We start from the raw sequence: 15,797 nt of genomic DNA on the forward strand, positions 1-15,797 counted from the left end.
CGCGGAATTATTGCTCCGGCAGATTGAGATCCAGTTTGGGGGTTGCTGGCGTCTCTTCAAGTTGCGCCTTCTGCGCCGCCATCGCCTTGTGCAGAGTACGGCGCTTTTGCAGCAGAATGAAACCACCGGCCCCCAGCAAGAGCAGCAACACGCCACCTCCCCCCAGCGCCCAGGGCAGCCAGACCGGACTCTCCCGCTCCTCGAACCGGTCGGGGGTGGCGGCGGATGCAGGCATGGCCGCAGAGGGTGCGGGAGGGGGGGGAGGCGGTGCTATGGTGAACGACTTGGCCGGCAATTGCAGTTGCACCTCGCGACCGAGCCGGGTTGTTCCAAAGAGGGTGGCCTCCACCTTGTACTGCCCTGCCGCCTTGAGGGCGGAGAGATCCACGCCAAAACGCGGCGCTGTCGCCACCTCGTTGAACGTCATGCTACTGCCGCTGCCGTCGATGGCCTTGCCCTGGATGACCACGGAGGCGGGATCCAGTTCATCCACATCGATGACCAGAGAGAGCTTGGCTCCCCCCTCCCCGGAGGGGGGATTCAGGGAATAGCTGACCGGCCAGGGGTAGAGCAGCACCTGCTGTGACTGGGCTCGTGAGAAGACCTCATTGCCGGTGCTGAAGAGGGCTCGGTATTTTCCCGCAGGGACGTCCAGTACCGCCTCGGCGGTCAAGATACCGTCCCCCGGCACTTCGTCCACCCCCTTGCCATCATCCATGTAGCGTCCCAGGGTCTCCTCGAACACGGGATCCCCGCTCTGGCTGGCATCGTTGAACTGCTGCAGCTTGACGGTCATGCCCAGATCGGTGAGGTAGTAACCCGCCCCAGGCGCCGCGCCATCGATCAGCAGACGGGATTGCAGTTTGACACGCTCACCCTGATAGAGGCGGGCCGGCAGCGGCTCGCTCTCGACCTGGATGTCGGTGAGCAGGCGCACCCGATTGTCGGGGTCCACCTCCCCGATCGCCTGCCAGGGGCCGGGCATGGGGTCGCGGATGGTGATGAGATCCTGATCCTTGAGGGGCAACCAGCCCACGTCGGGCGGCTTGACCTTGCCCACATAGAGCTTGCTGCCATCGGGTCGCACCAGGATCACCGAGGGCGTCCCCGGCTTGCGCTTGATGATGAAGGTGATCTCCTTCACGCCGTAATCGATGCGAAAGCGGTTGTCGAGCAGAGGAATGTCGGAAGGCGCAAACACCTCGTTGGCCGCGGCCGGGAGGGAGGCCAGCAGCAGCAGCCCCCAAAGCGATCTCATTGCCGCCACAGGCAGGCACCTCCTTTTTTCTGTACCAGATCCAGCCTCGCTTCATGGACAGCCGCCACCTCGTCGCTCGCGCGAACCACCCTGAGCGGTGGGCGATTGCTCTCCAGACGACGAATGCCGGTATCCTGGCTGGTCTCGCTCTCGCTGGTTTCGCTCGCCAGATTGAGTTTGGTCTGGCCACCCGTCATCAGGAGGTAGACGTCCGCCAGGATCTCCGCATCGAGCAAGGCACCGTGCAGGGTACGGTGAGAGTTGTCGATGCCGTAGCGATCGCACAACACGTCCAAGTTATTGCGCTTGCCCGGGAAGAGATCCCGCGCCATCGCCAGGGTATCCGTGATGCCGCAGATATCCGCCGTCTTGAAGTTCAGACCGAGCTTGCTGAACTCATAGTCCATGAAGCTCACGTCAAAGGGGGCGTTGTGGGCGATGAGCTCGGCGCCGCGAATGAACTCGATGAAATCGTCCGCTATCTGGCTAAAAGAGGGCTTGTCCGCCAGGAAGGCATCCGTGATGCCGTGCACGGCGATGGCCTCGGGGTCCACCAGCCGATCCGGCTTGATGTAGACGTGGAAATGGTTGCCGGTGAGTTTGCGGTTGATCACCTCCACACAGCCGATCTCGATGATGCGGTGCCCAAGATAGACAGGGCCGCCCGCGGTGTTCATGCCGGTGGTTTCGGTATCCAGAATGATCTGGCGATTCAGTTGGGGTGTGCTCATGATCAAATCCATGTCAAACTTCGGTTTTACTCGCTAGTTTACCCCAAGCCTCTCGCTAAAACAGATTGATTGCTCATGTTGAAACAGATTGATTTATTCACGGATGGCTCCTGCTTAGGCAACCCGGGCCCCGGCGGCTATGGTGCCGTCATGGTCTATGGCAAGCATCGCAAGGAGATCTCCGCCGGTTTTCGATTGACCACCAATAACCGGATGGAGCTGATGGCTGCCATCATGGGGCTGCGGACCCTGAACGAACCCTGCCAGGTGCGGCTCACCACCGACAGCCAGTATGTGCGCCAGGGGATCACCCAATGGATCATCGGCTGGAAGAAGAAGGGCTGGATGACCGCCAACCGTCAGCCGGTCAAGAACGTCGATCTCTGGCAGGCCCTGGATGCGGAAGTGGCCCGTCACCAGATCGAATGGCTCTGGGTAAAGGGACACTCGGGCCACCCGGAAAACGAACGCTGTGACGAGCTTGCCCGTGAGGCCGCCAGCGGCAAGCAGCTTGCCGAAGACAGCGGCTACCAGCCCTGATGCCCGCTAGCCGCCCTGGCGCGCCATTCCTGGCGCGGCCATCGACTCCGGCAGCCGCCAGCGGCGACGTACCGGTGTCACGGGGAAACGCCGCTTGCGGGCGGCAATCACGTAAACAGACGCCAGGGAGCGGCAATAGTCCCGCCCCAGACTCTCCCGCCACCAGCCGATCTTGCTCTGCCTGCCCATGAAGGAGAAACCGAACCGCTCGTCGAACATCACCTCACAGCCGAGCAATTGCAGCCAGTCGGTCACCCGTGCGGGCGTGAACATGCGGGCAGACCAGGGCAGATGCCGCCGCATGAAGGGCAGATAGTGACCCAGCCCCACCAGGCTGAGCGGGTTGTAACCGCTGACAATGAGCCAGCCATCGTCGGTCAGCACCCGTTCTGCCTCCCGCAGCACCTGATGAGGATCCGGCGAGAAATCGAGGCAGTGAGCCAGCAGGCAGGCATCCACGCTCCCCGATCGCACCGGCAAGGCGAGCGGATCCCCCTGGATGTCCAGCAGCCGTCCGCCGGGGGCGACACCGATTTGATGACGAATGGTGGAACAGCCGCAGGAGAGTTCGGCGCTCAGGGCTCCTATCTTGAGCAAGTGATAGCCAAAGAGGTGGGGGCACCAGTTGTCGAGGCGCTCCTGAAGCTCGGCGGCCACCCAGTCCCCCATGGGCAGTGCGGACCAACTGGTCGGAAGCGCGATCTGTTGTTCGGTACGTGCCAGTTGCATAATGGGACCAACTCGGGGGCGAATGCCATCCAGTTATATAAGATCCCTTCCTTAAAGAGAACACAAGAGACCTCGACCCATGTATACCGTCATCACAGTTCCCGCCTTCAGCGACAACTACATCTGGTTGATCCGTCATGAAAATCACTGCCTGGTCGTCGATCCGGGCGAGGCCGCTCCCGTGCTGGAACGGCTGGCTGCGCTGGATCTGGTGCTGGATGCCATCCTCCTGACCCATCACCACCGCGATCACGTCGGGGGCGTATCCGAGCTGCTGCAACACTTCCCCCACGCTCGCCTCTATGGTCCCAAGCATGACCCCATGCCGGACCATCACGGCCAGTGGCTCGATGACGGGGATCAGATCAACTGGCATGGCCTGAGTCTGGATGTCCTCCATGTGCCCGGTCACACCCTGGGGCATATCGCCTATTACGGCCAGGGCATGCTGTTTTGTGGCGATACCCTCTTCAGCGCCGGTTGCGGCCGTCTGTTCGAAGGGACCCCGGCACAGATGCACACTTCCCTGCAACGGCTCGCGGCACTGCCCGATGAGACCCTCCTTTATTGTGCCCATGAATACACGCTCTCCAACCTGCGTTTCGCCCATGCGGTCGAGCCCGACAACCTGGCGATCCAGCGGCAGATCGGCGTGATCAGCAAACTGCGTCAGCAGGGCCTCCCGAGTCTCCCCTCCCGGCTGGGAGATGAGCGGAATTTCAATGTTTTTCTGCGCTGCGAGCAGGACTCGGTAAAATTTTCTGCTGAGAAATACGCCCTTAAATGCTTGGAAAATCCAGAGGATACCTTCGCTGTTCTGCGGGCCTGGAAGGACGTTTTTTGAACAAACCTTGATCAGGGGGGCATTGCCCCTTATGATGCGAGCTGTTTTTCCACAGATGACCTGAGCGAGATGAAGCTACGAACGGCCTTATTGGCAGCGCTGTTTCTCAGCGGCTGTCAAAACCTGAGCCATCAGGATGACCGGGCGGTAACGGCAATCGAGCCGATCAAATCCCCCCAAGTCAGCAAGAAAACGTACAAAAAACACTCTTCGCGGATGCTGTTCGGCGACGAACAGATAGAAGAGCTGGATGACACTGATAACCTGTGGGTGCGTATCAGCGATGATATGCAGCTGGACTCGCACGATAATGCCCGGGTTCGCCAACAGCGTGATTGGTTGTTGCGCAATGATAAGCATATGGCGACCATTGCCAGCCGGGCTGAGCCCTACCTGTATCTGATGGTAGAGGAAATCGAACGGCGTGAGCTGCCAATGGAGCTTATTACCATCCCCATGATCGAGAGCATGTTCGATCCCAATGCCCGCTCCCGCAGCAATGCGGTCGGTCTTTGGCAGTTCGTTCCTGCAACCGGCAAGAATTTCGGCCTGCGCCACGACAACTGGTATGACGGTCGACGCGATGTCCTGGCATCCACCAATGCCGCACTGGATTACCTGGAGTACCTGAACCGGTTCTTCGACGGTGACTGGCTGCAGACCCTGGCCGCTTACAATGCCGGTGAAGGTCGGGTGCGCAACGCCATCACCCGCAACGAACGGGCTGGTCGACCGACCGACTACTGGTCGCTGGACCTGCCCCGCGAAACCCGGATGTATGTGCCCAAGATCCTGGCCATGGCCGACATGATCCGCAATGCGGACAAATACAATGTCACCCTGCCGGTGCTGGCCAACAAGCCGCAATTGAGAACCATCAATACCGGTGGCCAGATTGATTTGAACGTGGCCGCCCAGCTGGCTGGCGTTTCCGCCTCCCAGCTCAAGGCGCTCAATCCTGCGCTCAAGCGTGGCATGACCTCGCCGCAGGGCCCTTACAACCTGCTGGTCCCCGTCGAGTACGCCGATACCCTGGAGCTGGCCCTGGCCGATCTGCCCCAGCGTGAACGTACCCGTGGCGTACGCTCCTATCAGGTCACCAGTGGTGATACGCTGTCACGGATCGCCCAGAATCACGGGGTGACCGTGCAACAGCTCAAGCTGGCCAACAACATGCGCGGCAACAACCTGCGCCGTGGCCAGAGCCTGATCATCCCCAATGGCGGGCGCGCAACCCAGGTTGCCCAGAGCAAGCCACAGCAGCTCGCCAGCCGCAGTGGTGGCAAGGTGAACTATCAGGTGCGCTCCGGTGACAACCTGTGGAGCATCAGCCAGGCACACGGGGTCACCCACGCCGACCTGGCCAAGTGGAACGGCCTGAACGCAAAGTCAGCCCTCAAGCCTGGCATGAAGCTGGTGGTCTGGCCCAAGCAGGGCAAGAGCAGCAACAAGTCCATGGTCTATCAGGTGCGCCGCGGTGATTCCCTCTCCTCCATCGCAGCCCGCTTCCAGGTCGCCGTCAACGATGTGATGCGCTGGAACCAGCTCGGCAAGAGTGACTATCTCAAGCCGGGTCAGGAGTTGACTCTGTTCGTGAAGAACAACAGCTGATCGCTCGTCGCAATCCAAAAAATACCCCGCTTGATGCGGGGTATTTTTTGTCTGCATGAACCAGCGGCGACGCCGCTCTCCCCTGAGGGATGACTCAGGGAGTGATGGCCTGGGCCGCAAAGCGCGCCAGAATGGGGTTGTGGTCAGAGGCATCGGTAGCCGGTGAACTCACCTCCACCAGATCCAGATTGCGATAGTAGAGGTGATCCAGCGGGCGGCCAAAAGCGGTGCGACGCAGATCAGGCACAGGTATGGCCTCCTGCAGGCCAAGCTCGCCCACCAGCTTGTTCAACCAGAACGCGCGCTTGTCGCTCCAGGTGTTGAAATCGCCGCCCAGGATGACCGGCCCCTGGTGGCGATGGATCAACGCAGTCAGATCGTTGAGCTGCTCGCGGAAGGTCGCCATGCCCAGTTCGAAATTGACCGCATGGATATTCACCACCAGCACGCCGTCAGGATCCCCCTGCAAGGGATAGAGACTGACCAGACCTGACTTGGGGATACGCAGCAGGGGTTCGGGGGAACGGACGCCACAGACAAACGCCTGCGGCGTTTTCGCCACTGTCATCACGCCAAAGGAGACACCTCCCTGGGTGAAGGCCTGCAACTGCTGCCATTGGAAATCGCCTCTCTTCAGCCAGTCCAGCATCTCGGGCCGGGTCGCCGACTCTTGCAGCAGCACCAGATCCTGGGACTTGGCATACTCATCCAGCCCTTCCCGCCAGTTCTTGCGTTGTCCCTTGTAGAGGTTCCAGACGGTGATGCCAAATTCCCTCGGCAAGGCCGTGGAGGCGAGCGCCACCAGAGGTGGTCTGTCACAGCTTGCGCCAGGTATGATACCTGCCGCAGTCACCAGATGATCTTGATCCGGTACCTCGAAGCAACCGACCAGCCCCAACGTCAGCAGGGACGTTCCCAGAATCCGATAACTATTTTTCATTGGCTAACAATCACCTGCCTCTGCAAGACGACATGGCCCTCACACAGGCCACGGTCGCCGACTAGTCTCATTATTCGTGTCCGGCCCGACTCATCCAGAAGGAATTCAACGATGGCGAGACAGCACCAGTACCGCGTGACATTTTACGATCAACAGGGAACCTGTCATCAAGTGGAGCTTTCCACCGTCTATCAAATCAGGCGGGATCCCCAATGTGATCTCTGTCTGTTCGACACCCGGCAGTGCGTGGGGTCGGAAGAGATGCTGGAGCGCATGATACGGCAAAAAACCGGGCTTGAGCAGGAAATATCCATCATCAATGCCCGGCTCATCTGAGCAGACTCAGACCGGGACGGGGCGGGATTTGCCATGATCGTCGATGGCCACATAGGTGAAGACACCCTCGGTCACGCAGTACCGCTGGGCTTCGTTCTCCCGCAATACCGGCTTGACCCAGACCTCAAGCTTGAGTCGCATGGAGCTGCGACCAATCTTGAGGCAGCGACCGTAACAGCACACCACGTCACCCACCTTGACCGGGCTGTGGAAGGTCATCCCCTCCACCGAGACGGTACAGATGCGCCCTTTTGCCAGCTCCTTGGCCATGATGCCCCCACCTATATCCATCTGGGACATGATCCACCCGCCGAAGATATCGCCATTGGGGTTGGTATCGGCTGGCATTGCCAGGGTTCTCAGCAACAGCTCCCCATCGGGGTGGCGCTTGGTCTCTTCCATCATTACCGCTCTCTTTATCATGGATGGCGGCATGATAGGGGGCGATCCCCCCCTTGGCAAACCTCAATTGTCCCGGAGCGCGCGCCGTATCTGGTTTGCACGCCAGATGACCGACTCCGGGGCCCGGATGGCGACGACCCGTTCAACCCTTCAAGGCCGCCCCGTCCGTAAACCAGTGGGCCGGATCCGGCCAGTGATAGACGAAACCAAGCTGCTGGCAGATGCGTTGACCTTCGATGGGAGCAAACTCCCCCGCCGGCTCAACGAACTGCGGCGGCACCAGCCCGAGCAGGCGGCTCGCGAAGGGGTAGAGCTGCTCCCGGCGCGGGTGGACGGGGGCACTCAGATTGTAGGCATCCCCATCCTGCCCCCGGGCCAGCATCAGCTCACAGGCGGCCACCACGTCGTCCAGATGCACCAGGTTCACAGCCTGGCCTCCCCCGGCCAGCGTCTTGCCCGCCAGAAAACGGCCGGGGTGACGGTCAGGACCATAGAGTCCGGCCGGGCGCAAGATCATGGCGCAGTCAACATGTCCTTCCAGCACGGCAAGCTCGGCCGCCCGCATCCGCAAGCCTCTGTCATGGGCTGGAGCGGGCGTATCCTCCTCCCCCTGTCCGGCCCCCCAGACCGAAGTCGCGCTGATAAACAGAACCCTCTGAACACCCGCCTCCCTCGCCTGTCGGCACAGGCTGGCCACGGATGCCGGGTAATCCCCGGTCTTGCTGGGAGGCACGCAGATCACCAGGTCATGACAGCGAAAAGGCAGTGATCCCATGTCAGGGGTGAGCAACAGCGGCCAGGCGGCGATGCCCTCCCCCCGCAGCCGTTCAGCCTTTTCGGCCGTACTGACCGTCACCGCGACAGATTGCCCCTGCTCTTGCAATGCCCTGGCCAGGGGCAACCCCAGCCAGCCGGCGCCCACGATACCCGTCTGATACTCAAATTCGTTCGTCATACCCGGATCCTGACAAAAAAAAACGGCCATCCAATGATGACCGTCGAAAGTAACGAAGGAAATAGCCGGATTAACCGGTTACCTCCCACAGCGGGAAAATCGGGAGCGCACGCTCCTAATTCGTGGGCCTATCCTAGTGGCAGCGCGGTCAAAAAGCTTTGAAGCGGATCACAGTTGAAAAGGATTTCTGAAAGCGCTTTCACTGTTTTACAAAAAAGTCGACCCGCACGGGGCCAACTTCATGACTCAGGCCACAGATTCCCGCCGTACCAGTTCGGCTTCGAATTTGAGCGCCAGCCCCTCTACCGGCTTGTGATCCAGCAGCCTCAGGGCCAGCTCAGCGGCCCGCTCTCCCATCTCCTCGATGGGGTAACGTACCGTGGTGAGCTTGGGATAGATGTATCGGGCATAGGGGATGTCATCAAAACCGACCACAGAGACCTGCTGGGGTATTTTGTAACCCCGCTCCAGCAGACAGGAGATGGCCCCCGCCACCATGGCATCGTTGAAACCCAGCACAGCGCTGAACTCGACGCCGCGCGCCAGCAGCTCGCTCATGGCCACATAGCCACCTTTTTCATCGGCATAGGCACGGCCGATGAGGGCAGGATCCAGCTCGACACCTGCCCGTTGCAGGGCGAAGCGATAACCGGCCATCCGCTGCTGACCATCCACAAACTCCTCGTCATCGGAGGTGACGAAGGCAATCTTGCTATGTCCCGCGTCCAGCAGATGCTGGCAAGCCGTGGTGATGCCGGCCTGGTTGTCCAGCCAGACGCAGCGATCCTCGCAGCCTGGCACCTGACGGTTGATGAAGACGATGGGGGTCGTGCCCGACGCCAGCTCGCTGAGCTCTTCGTCAGGCAGCGCCTTGCTGTGCAGGATCAGGGCATCGCACTGGCGCTGCAGCAGCGCCTGGATGGCGTGCCGCTCACGGGTCGCGTCGTGGTTGCCGGACACCACGATGGTGAACTTGTTCGCCTTGTCGACCATGCTTTCGATGCCGCGCATCATCTGGGCGAAGAAGGGGCCGCCACACAGATCCCCCACCAGCACACCGATACAGTTGGAGCGTTTGCTCACCAGGGCCTGGGCGAAGCTGTTTGGACGAAAGCTGAGCTCCTTCATGGCCGCGAGGACAGCCTCGCGCTTCTCGGGCGCCACCTGCGCCGTGTTGTTGATCACTCGAGACACTGTCGAAATGGAGACATTCGCCAGCTGAGACACATCTTTGATCGTTGCCACTCTCGATTCCTTTGTTGGAAAAGCCTGTCAGTGATGATCGGGCATTGTATCGAACCTGACAGACCAAGACGCGGCGCCCGATCACCTGACAGGTTTCCTTTTGTAACAAAGCTTAAGGGATGATAACCATTCTGGGGCAAGAATGGGAGGCAGCCGCGACAACGACTGCCCCCGAACTCAATAGGCGTGATTCAGCTCGCGTTCCGACATGAAACGCAAGGGCTGCTGCAGCTTGTGTTGATAGATGAGATCGAAAGAGAGCACGTTCTGGACATAGTTGCGCGTCTCCCGATAGGGGATGCTCTCCACCCAGACATCCATTGGCTTGTTGTCGCTCTGCTCTCGCCAACGCTTGACCCGGCCAGGACCCGCATTGTAAGCCGCCGCCGCCAGGATCCGGTTGCCGTCATACACATCCAGCAGGCGCTTGAGGTAGGCGCTGCCAAGACGAATGTTCATGGCCGGGTCGAACAGTTGCTGCTCGTTGCGATAGGGCACCCCAAGCTTGCCGGCCGTCTCTTTCGCGGTGGCAGGCATCAGCTGCATCAACCCCCGCGCCCCGACCGGTGACTGGGCCAGGGGATAGAGTGCGCTCTCCTGACGGGAGATGGCGTAGAGCAGACTGGTGTTCATGGTGCGCTCTTGTGCCATCTGGGAGAAGGTGCGCTTGAGGGGCAGCGGGAAGCGCAGATCCAGCGCATCCCAGGCCTCGGCACGGATGCTGGAGAGGATCGCCAGCTCGTGCCAGCCCTGGTTGAGGGCGATGTGACCAAACTCCAGGCGCTGGGCCACGCTGTTGCGATCCATGTTGTGGATCCACTCAGAGCGGGCCGCCGTGATCTCGTTCATCGCCAGCAGTTCACGCACCCGCAGCAGGAAGGGCCAGCGGCGGCTGGCACTTTGCCAGTCCGGCACCTTGTGCGCCACGCTCTGGTTCTTCATGCGATAGGGCACACCGGTGCGCTGGGCCGCCATGAAGCCGTAGAAGCCGCGCAGGTTCGCAGTCTCGAGATAGAGGTCCCGCGCCGGTTTCTGCCGCCCCTGTTTCTCCAGCGAGCGCGCCATCCAGTAACGCCAGCGATCCTCTTTTTGCAGCCCCATGGGCATCCGCTTGACCCAGCCTTCGAGACCGCGCCAATCCTGCTCCCAGATGGCAAGACGGGCCCGCAGCTCCACCAGCTCCGGATCCTTGAGCCGCACCAGGGCCGTATCCAGCCAGGCGCGCTGGTCAGAAGAGCGGTCCAGTAACAGGCGGCGGGCGGCCGCCTTCTCCACCCGACTCACCTCGGCATGGTTCAGGCCGAAGCGACGGGTCATCTCCCCCAGCTGGCGCAGAACCGCGTCGGGCTCCTGGTTGGCGTAGCGGGCCAGCCCCAGGGAGAGCAGATGGCGCGACGGAGGCGCCGCCGTGAAGTTGGCCGGATTCATCGCCCGCACGGGTTGGTCATACAGGGCGATCATCTGATCGCCATACCCCTTCATGCCGCTGCCGAGCTGGGCACCGAGGTGGCGAATGAGGTTGGGGTTCTGGGCCTCGAAAGCCAGGTTCATGCGCTCCCAGATCTTCTCCTGAGTACGCAGACCCGCCTGCTGCCAGAGCTGGAACAGAGGATCGCAGGCATCGGGCCTGGATTGACCGCTCAACCAGAGCTTGCCTGCCTCCTGCAGGGCTTCACTCTGGTGCCCCGTGTAGTAGCGGGCCTGATAGTGCTGACAGAGCAGATCGGTGGAGCTTGGCTTGGCCGGATAGAAGCGCAGGAACTGGGACCACTGCTGGCTCTGGGCAAGATAGGTGAGATAGCTGCGCTCGAGCCGGTTGGACTGGGGGGTGTCCCCGTGCTGGCGGATGAAGCGGGTCACATCGTTGTAGTCTGCCGCCCCGGGACGGAACGCAAGCTGGTAGTAATCCAGATAGGGCAGCAGTGGATAGTGGATCAGGCGTGCCCGAAGCTGGCTGAATTTGACCTGATCATTGGCACGCACGGCCTCATGGGCCTGGCGATAGAGAGACTGCTCCATGGTCTGCGCGAAGGCAGGAGCCAACAGCCCCGGCATCCAGAGCGCAGACAAGATGATTCCCTGCACGACTTTCACGAATGGCATTCTCCCCTTGAAGACATAACCACCGCCAAAGTGCGGTGGTGACATACCTTCATTCTACCCGCTAAGCACGGGGGCTACGCCACACTATTTTTATCGGTGCAGACGGGGCGATCACCGCGTACCTGGCGGCTGACATAGCGTTCAAGGTAGGGAACAGGTAGCGGCTTGGAGGCGAGGTATCCCTGGAAGAAATGGCAGCCCTGCGCCTGCAGAAACTCCAGCTGCTGGCGGGACTCCACCCCCTCCGCCGTCACGTTGAACCCCATGTGGCGGGCCATGGCGATCACTGCCTCGACGATGGCCATGTTGTCACCATCCTTCGGAATGTCCTGGATGAAAGAGCGGTCGATCTTGAGCTCGTCCGCCGGCAGCCGCTTGAGGTAGCTCAGGGAAGAGTACCCCGCCCCGAAGTCATCGATGGCAAAGCTGATGCCCAGGGTCTTGAGTTCCGCCATCTTGCTGATGGTGTCTTCCGCATGACCCAGCACCACCGACTCGGTGATCTCCAGGTTGAGGCAGGCGGGATCCATGCCGGTGGCCGCCAGCACGTCGTGAATGCGATCGACAAAGTCGGGAGCATGGAACTGTTTGGCGCTCACGTTGACCGACAGCTGGGGGACGTGGATCCCGTTCTCCTCCCAGGAGACGTACTGGGTACAGGCTTCGTGCAATACCCAGTTGCCGATGTCGACAATGAGATCCGTCTCCTCGGCAATGGGGATGAACTCGGCAGGCGACACCAGGGCACGTCCGGGGGGTTGCCAGCGGATCAGCGCCTCGACACCGATGATCTCCCCCCCCGCCACCATGTGCTGGGGCTGGTAGTGGAGAGTCAGCTCCCCATTGTCGAGGGCACTGCGCAGCTCGTTGTGGATGTGCAGACGCCGGTCGGCCTGCAACTGCATGGAGGCATCGAAGAAGCGCCGGGTCTTGCGGCCCGCCGATTTCGCCTGATACATGGCGGTGTCAGCCTGCTTGAGCAGATCCCCCGCCTCCTGCTCCCGACCGGGGAAGAGGGTGATGCCGACACTGGCGCCGATGTGCAGCACCTGGCCTCTGAAATCATAGGGGGCGGCGATCTCCCCGATGAGCCGCTCCGCGATGAGGTCGGCCTGCATCTCCGCCTGGGGCGGGCTGATGGAGAGCGCTGGCAGTAACAACACGAACTCGTCGCCGCCGAGACGGGCCAGACAATCCCCCTGGCGCACCAGCCGCTTGAGACGGCTGGCCACCTCCTTGAGCAGCCAGTCTCCGGTGGCGTGACCCAGGGAATCATTGATGGTCTTGAAGTGGTCGAGATCGATGAACAGCAGGGCCCCGATGAGGTGACTGCGATTTGCATCGGTGAACGCCTGGGTCAGGGTTTCGTGCAGCTGACGACGATTGGGCAGGCCGGTCAGCTCGTCATAGAAGGCGAGATCCTGAATGCGGCGCTCCGCCGCCTTGCGCTCGGAAATATCCTCGAAGAAGATGACATAGTGGCTGATCCCCCCCTTCTCATCCTGCACCGGCGTGACGATCTCCCACTGGGGATAGGCGTGACCGTCGGCGTGCAGGCGCAGGGTTTCCCCCTGCCATCGATCCAGGGCGTTGAGCTCGTAACCCAGCCCTCCCAACCCCGACCAGAGATCGTTGCCAAGATGCAGACCAATCACCCCCTGGTTGTCAAAACCGGTGATCTGGCTGAAGGCGTAATTGACCCGCAGGATCTTGAACTCGGGATCCGTGATGATGATCCCTTCGTGAGTTTCAAAGGCCACCGCAGACAGCCGCATCAGGGCATCGCTTTGCAGGCGCTCCAACTCGGCCACCATGCGCACCGAGAAGATGGTCAGGACAGAGTCCAGATCCGTGGTCCGGGTCTGGCTTGGGAACAGCAGGGCGAGATGGCCCAGGATCTGACCGTTGCGATCGAGCAGCGGCTGGGCGTAATAGTGCTGGCCCGGGGGCAGGTCAGGATACCCGGTCAGGGGTTCACTCACGGGGACAGCGCAGGAGGCCCCCTGGCGATAGAGCTGCTGGCAGGGCATGTCACAGAGAGCATACTCCTTGACGTCGATGCCGTGGCTCGCCAGCACCCTGAGCCTGTCGAGACCGACCCGCTCCGTCAGCCAGACGGCAGTGGCTCCCAGGATATGGGCCAGCTCGTTGACCAGGGTCTGGCAAAAATCGAGCCCCGTCTTGGCGGAGAGCGCCTGCGCCAGCTTGGCCAGCAAGGGGGCCTGCAACATGGGAAGCGGCGGTGTCACGCCTGCGGGGGAGTTGGCGCGATCCATCTCGCGATGCATCATTTCGAGGGGGGCAAGCCAGCCACAACAGAGCCCCTGTGCAGGCACATACTGACCGTACCAGAGCGCATGGTGTACCTTGCCGTCCTCATCGCGCAGGTGACCGATGAACTGGCCAGGCTGGCCGGAATCGTGGAGTCTTGCAAGAAAATCGGCGAAACCCGCTTCATCTTCCCGCTCAAGTTGGGTGGCCCAGGGGTGGGCTCCCTCCCCTGCCCAGGGTTCACAAGAGACATGATCAGACAGGCTCCATTGCCCATGCTGCCGATCATAAAACCACATCATCTGGGTGGCTTGCTGCTTCATCTACGACTCCAACCACTACAACCACGTTATCCACCCCGACTCCTGCAGAAAAGCATATCCGTTTGCGCGCATATCTCCACCGGCGCATGGCAATGATTTTGCGATGCGATGAGGCGATGTGGGTGGAGAAAATTCGAGACTATGCGGCAAAAACCAAACATCGGGTCGACACAAGGCGCTGCCGAGGGGGGACAGAAACGATCCTATTTGCTGATACTGCCTGCCTGTTTCACTGAGCTCAAGCGGTTTTTGGCATGAAACGGGAAAAGCTCACAATTTATGGACAGCGGGATTCCCAAGGGTATTTTTCGTGACGCAGATCACATTTTGATTTGGCGACATGGGTAATCTGGAGGTGAAGACACAAGCAAGACGACCCGAAGGGGGCCATTATGAAAATCGAAATGACCAGTAAAATCATCGACATCACCCCAGCCATCCGCGAGCGCATTGAATCCCGTTTTGAAAAGCTCGAGCGTCTTCAGGTGCCTCTTATCACACCCCATGTGATCATCTCCAAAGAGCGTTTGATGTATATCGTCGAAGCCACTATCGGCATTCCCAACGGCAAACTGTTTGCGCAGGCAGAGCACGAGGATCTCTATGCCGCCATCACGGACCTGGGCCAGAAGCTGGAACGCCAGCTCAACCGTCACACGGAAAAACCCATCGCCCGTCGTGCCGCCGGCAAGGAAGTGCCCCAACCGGACGAAGCAGACGCCTGACAAGGTTCACCACTCATAAAGCAAAAGGCGGGTTATCCCGCCTTTTTGCATTCTACCGTGCCGTCACCCCAGCCAGCGCAGCCTGGCATCCACCCCTTGCGCAAGCTCATCGAGCAGCGGCAGCATCATCAGCGGAGCCTCCTCCCTGGGGTCAGCGCCCATAGGTCGGGCCTGCCATCGCTCGCGACCCAGTGCCGAGAGGTTGTCGTACACCGCGGGATCCAGCGCGGGCGTTCGGCTCACCAGTGGCGGGGAGCGCAGCGCCAGCCAGAGTCTCACATCCGTCATGCACCCGCCCTGTTGCAGACGCTCGTTGAGGCTGGTGGCATCGCTCTCTTCCACCCCGCCTTGCAGGGACGCCCGGGGCATCAGACCGAAACGGGAGCGCCAATCCATCTCACCCGACGCAGGCTTGGGCGGGGCATCAAACCAGGGCTGCTCTTCCACTGCATCAGTCAGCAGCGCCAGATGCAGCCTGAAGTCGGCACGGTCCCCCGAACGGAGATCCTGGTTGAGCCGTTGGCCCAACTGGGCCTCATCCACGAGCAAGCGGTCACGAATCGCACTGGGCAGCATGAGATAAATCTTGGAAATGAAGGTTTCATTGCTTATCGGCCATCAACCCGATCCTTTAAGCATTAAAAATCCCGGCAGAGGGGTTCACAAGCGCGACAGATCTGTTAGTATGCGCCTCGCACTTGGGGAGGGGTTCCCGAGCGGCCAAAGGGATCAGACTGTAAATCTGACGGCTCTGCCTTCGAAGGTTCGAATCCTTCTCCCTCCA

16 protein-coding genes and 1 tRNA gene are annotated in these 15,797 nt (G+C 60.8%); 6 read left to right on the top strand and 11 right to left on the bottom strand.

Going from position 1 to position 15,797, the window contains the following annotated elements:
- Positions 1-7: 7 nt before the first annotated feature.
- Positions 8-1,258, bottom strand: a complete 1,251-nt coding sequence (locus AB5Y59_RS03650; RefSeq protein ID WP_171864876.1) for a TIGR03503 family protein — start codon at positions 1,256-1,258, stop codon at positions 8-10.
- Entirely contained in the window at positions 1,255-1,989 is a 735-nt protein-coding gene (gene dnaQ / locus AB5Y59_RS03655) for a DNA polymerase III subunit epsilon (RefSeq protein WP_041212726.1), read from the bottom strand. The genes AB5Y59_RS03650 and dnaQ overlap by 4 nt, the downstream gene beginning before the upstream one ends.
- 75 nt (positions 1,990-2,064) lie before the next feature.
- Here dnaQ and rnhA point away from each other — a divergent pair, with 75 nt between their 5' ends.
- Entirely contained in the window at positions 2,065-2,529 is a 465-nt protein-coding gene (gene rnhA, locus AB5Y59_RS03660) for a ribonuclease HI (protein ID WP_010674138.1), read from the top strand.
- A gap of 6 nt (positions 2,530-2,535) precedes the next feature.
- Here the strand turns inward: rnhA and AB5Y59_RS03665 are convergent, their stop codons facing one another.
- On the bottom strand, positions 2,536-3,258 hold the full coding sequence (locus AB5Y59_RS03665) for a class I SAM-dependent methyltransferase (RefSeq protein ID WP_010674137.1): 723 nt from the start codon (positions 3,256-3,258) through the stop codon (positions 2,536-2,538).
- A 79-nt stretch (positions 3,259-3,337) separates the two neighbouring features.
- Between AB5Y59_RS03665 and gloB the strand changes: the two genes are divergently transcribed.
- The gene (gene gloB, locus AB5Y59_RS03670; protein ID WP_039038832.1) at positions 3,338-4,102 is read left to right on the top strand and encodes a hydroxyacylglutathione hydrolase; all 765 of its coding nucleotides are present in this window, start codon (positions 3,338-3,340) and stop codon (positions 4,100-4,102) included.
- An 87-nt stretch (positions 4,103-4,189) separates the two neighbouring features.
- Here the strand turns inward: gloB and AB5Y59_RS03675 are convergent, their stop codons facing one another.
- Complete coding sequence (locus tag AB5Y59_RS03675) at positions 4,190-4,462, bottom strand: hypothetical protein (RefSeq protein ID WP_010674135.1); 273 nt, start codon at positions 4,460-4,462, stop codon at positions 4,190-4,192.
- Between AB5Y59_RS03675 and AB5Y59_RS03680 the strand changes: the two genes are divergently transcribed.
- Positions 4,391-5,713 carry a LysM peptidoglycan-binding domain-containing protein gene (locus tag AB5Y59_RS03680; RefSeq protein WP_223302529.1) on the top strand — a complete coding sequence of 441 codons (1,323 nt, stop codon included), beginning with the start codon at positions 4,391-4,393 and terminating at the stop codon, positions 5,711-5,713. The two genes, AB5Y59_RS03675 and AB5Y59_RS03680, sit on opposite strands and share 72 nt — an antisense overlap.
- Positions 5,714-5,807: 94 nt before the next feature.
- On the opposite strand, the gene AB5Y59_RS03685 is transcribed toward AB5Y59_RS03680, so the two are convergent.
- Complete coding sequence (locus AB5Y59_RS03685) at positions 5,808-6,653, bottom strand: endonuclease/exonuclease/phosphatase family protein (RefSeq protein ID WP_139737013.1); 846 nt, start codon at positions 6,651-6,653, stop codon at positions 5,808-5,810.
- Positions 6,654-6,764: 111 nt separating this feature from the next.
- On the opposite strand from AB5Y59_RS03685, the gene AB5Y59_RS03690 reads away from it, so the two are divergent.
- Positions 6,765-6,989, top strand: a complete 225-nt coding sequence (locus AB5Y59_RS03690) for a hypothetical protein (protein WP_010674132.1) — start codon at positions 6,765-6,767, stop codon at positions 6,987-6,989.
- A gap of 6 nt (positions 6,990-6,995) precedes the next feature.
- On the opposite strand, the gene yciA is transcribed toward AB5Y59_RS03690, so the two are convergent.
- The 5 genes from yciA to AB5Y59_RS03715 form a co-directional block, all read right to left on the bottom strand.
- Positions 6,996-7,394 carry an acyl-CoA thioester hydrolase YciA gene (gene yciA, locus AB5Y59_RS03695; RefSeq protein WP_139737012.1) on the bottom strand — a complete coding sequence of 133 codons (399 nt, stop codon included), beginning with the start codon at positions 7,392-7,394 and terminating at the stop codon, positions 6,996-6,998.
- Between the two features lie 139 nt (positions 7,395-7,533).
- Positions 7,534-8,346, bottom strand: coding sequence for an NAD-dependent epimerase/dehydratase family protein (locus AB5Y59_RS03700; protein ID WP_342040833.1), 813 nt, complete (start codon positions 8,344-8,346; stop codon positions 7,534-7,536).
- A gap of 246 nt (positions 8,347-8,592) precedes the next feature.
- The gene (locus tag AB5Y59_RS03705) at positions 8,593-9,591 is read right to left on the bottom strand and encodes a LacI family DNA-binding transcriptional regulator (RefSeq protein ID WP_139737010.1); all 999 of its coding nucleotides are present in this window, start codon (positions 9,589-9,591) and stop codon (positions 8,593-8,595) included.
- 177 nt (positions 9,592-9,768) lie between these two features.
- Entirely contained in the window at positions 9,769-11,685 is a 1,917-nt protein-coding gene (locus AB5Y59_RS03710) for a transglycosylase SLT domain-containing protein (RefSeq protein WP_039038867.1), read from the bottom strand.
- A gap of 83 nt (positions 11,686-11,768) precedes the next feature.
- On the bottom strand, positions 11,769-14,288 hold the full coding sequence (locus AB5Y59_RS03715) for an EAL domain-containing protein (protein ID WP_214004564.1): 2,520 nt from the start codon (positions 14,286-14,288) through the stop codon (positions 11,769-11,771).
- Positions 14,289-14,680: 392 nt separating this feature from the next.
- Between AB5Y59_RS03715 and raiA the strand changes: the two genes are divergently transcribed.
- A complete protein-coding gene (gene raiA / locus AB5Y59_RS03720; RefSeq protein ID WP_010674126.1) occupies positions 14,681-15,013 on the top strand; it encodes a ribosome-associated translation inhibitor RaiA in 333 nt (110 codons plus the stop codon).
- Positions 15,014-15,076: 63 nt separating this feature from the next.
- On the opposite strand, the gene AB5Y59_RS03725 is transcribed toward raiA, so the two are convergent.
- Positions 15,077-15,589, bottom strand: coding sequence for a VC2046/SO_2500 family protein (locus AB5Y59_RS03725; protein WP_139737008.1), 513 nt, complete (start codon positions 15,587-15,589; stop codon positions 15,077-15,079).
- 126 nt (positions 15,590-15,715) lie between these two features.
- Between AB5Y59_RS03725 and AB5Y59_RS03730 the strand changes: the two genes are divergently transcribed.
- A tRNA-Tyr gene (locus AB5Y59_RS03730) sits at positions 15,716-15,797 on the top strand.

This window comes from Aeromonas sp. s10 (assembly GCF_040907975.1).
Lineage (GTDB): Bacteria > Pseudomonadota > Gammaproteobacteria > Enterobacterales > Aeromonadaceae > Aeromonas > Aeromonas caviae.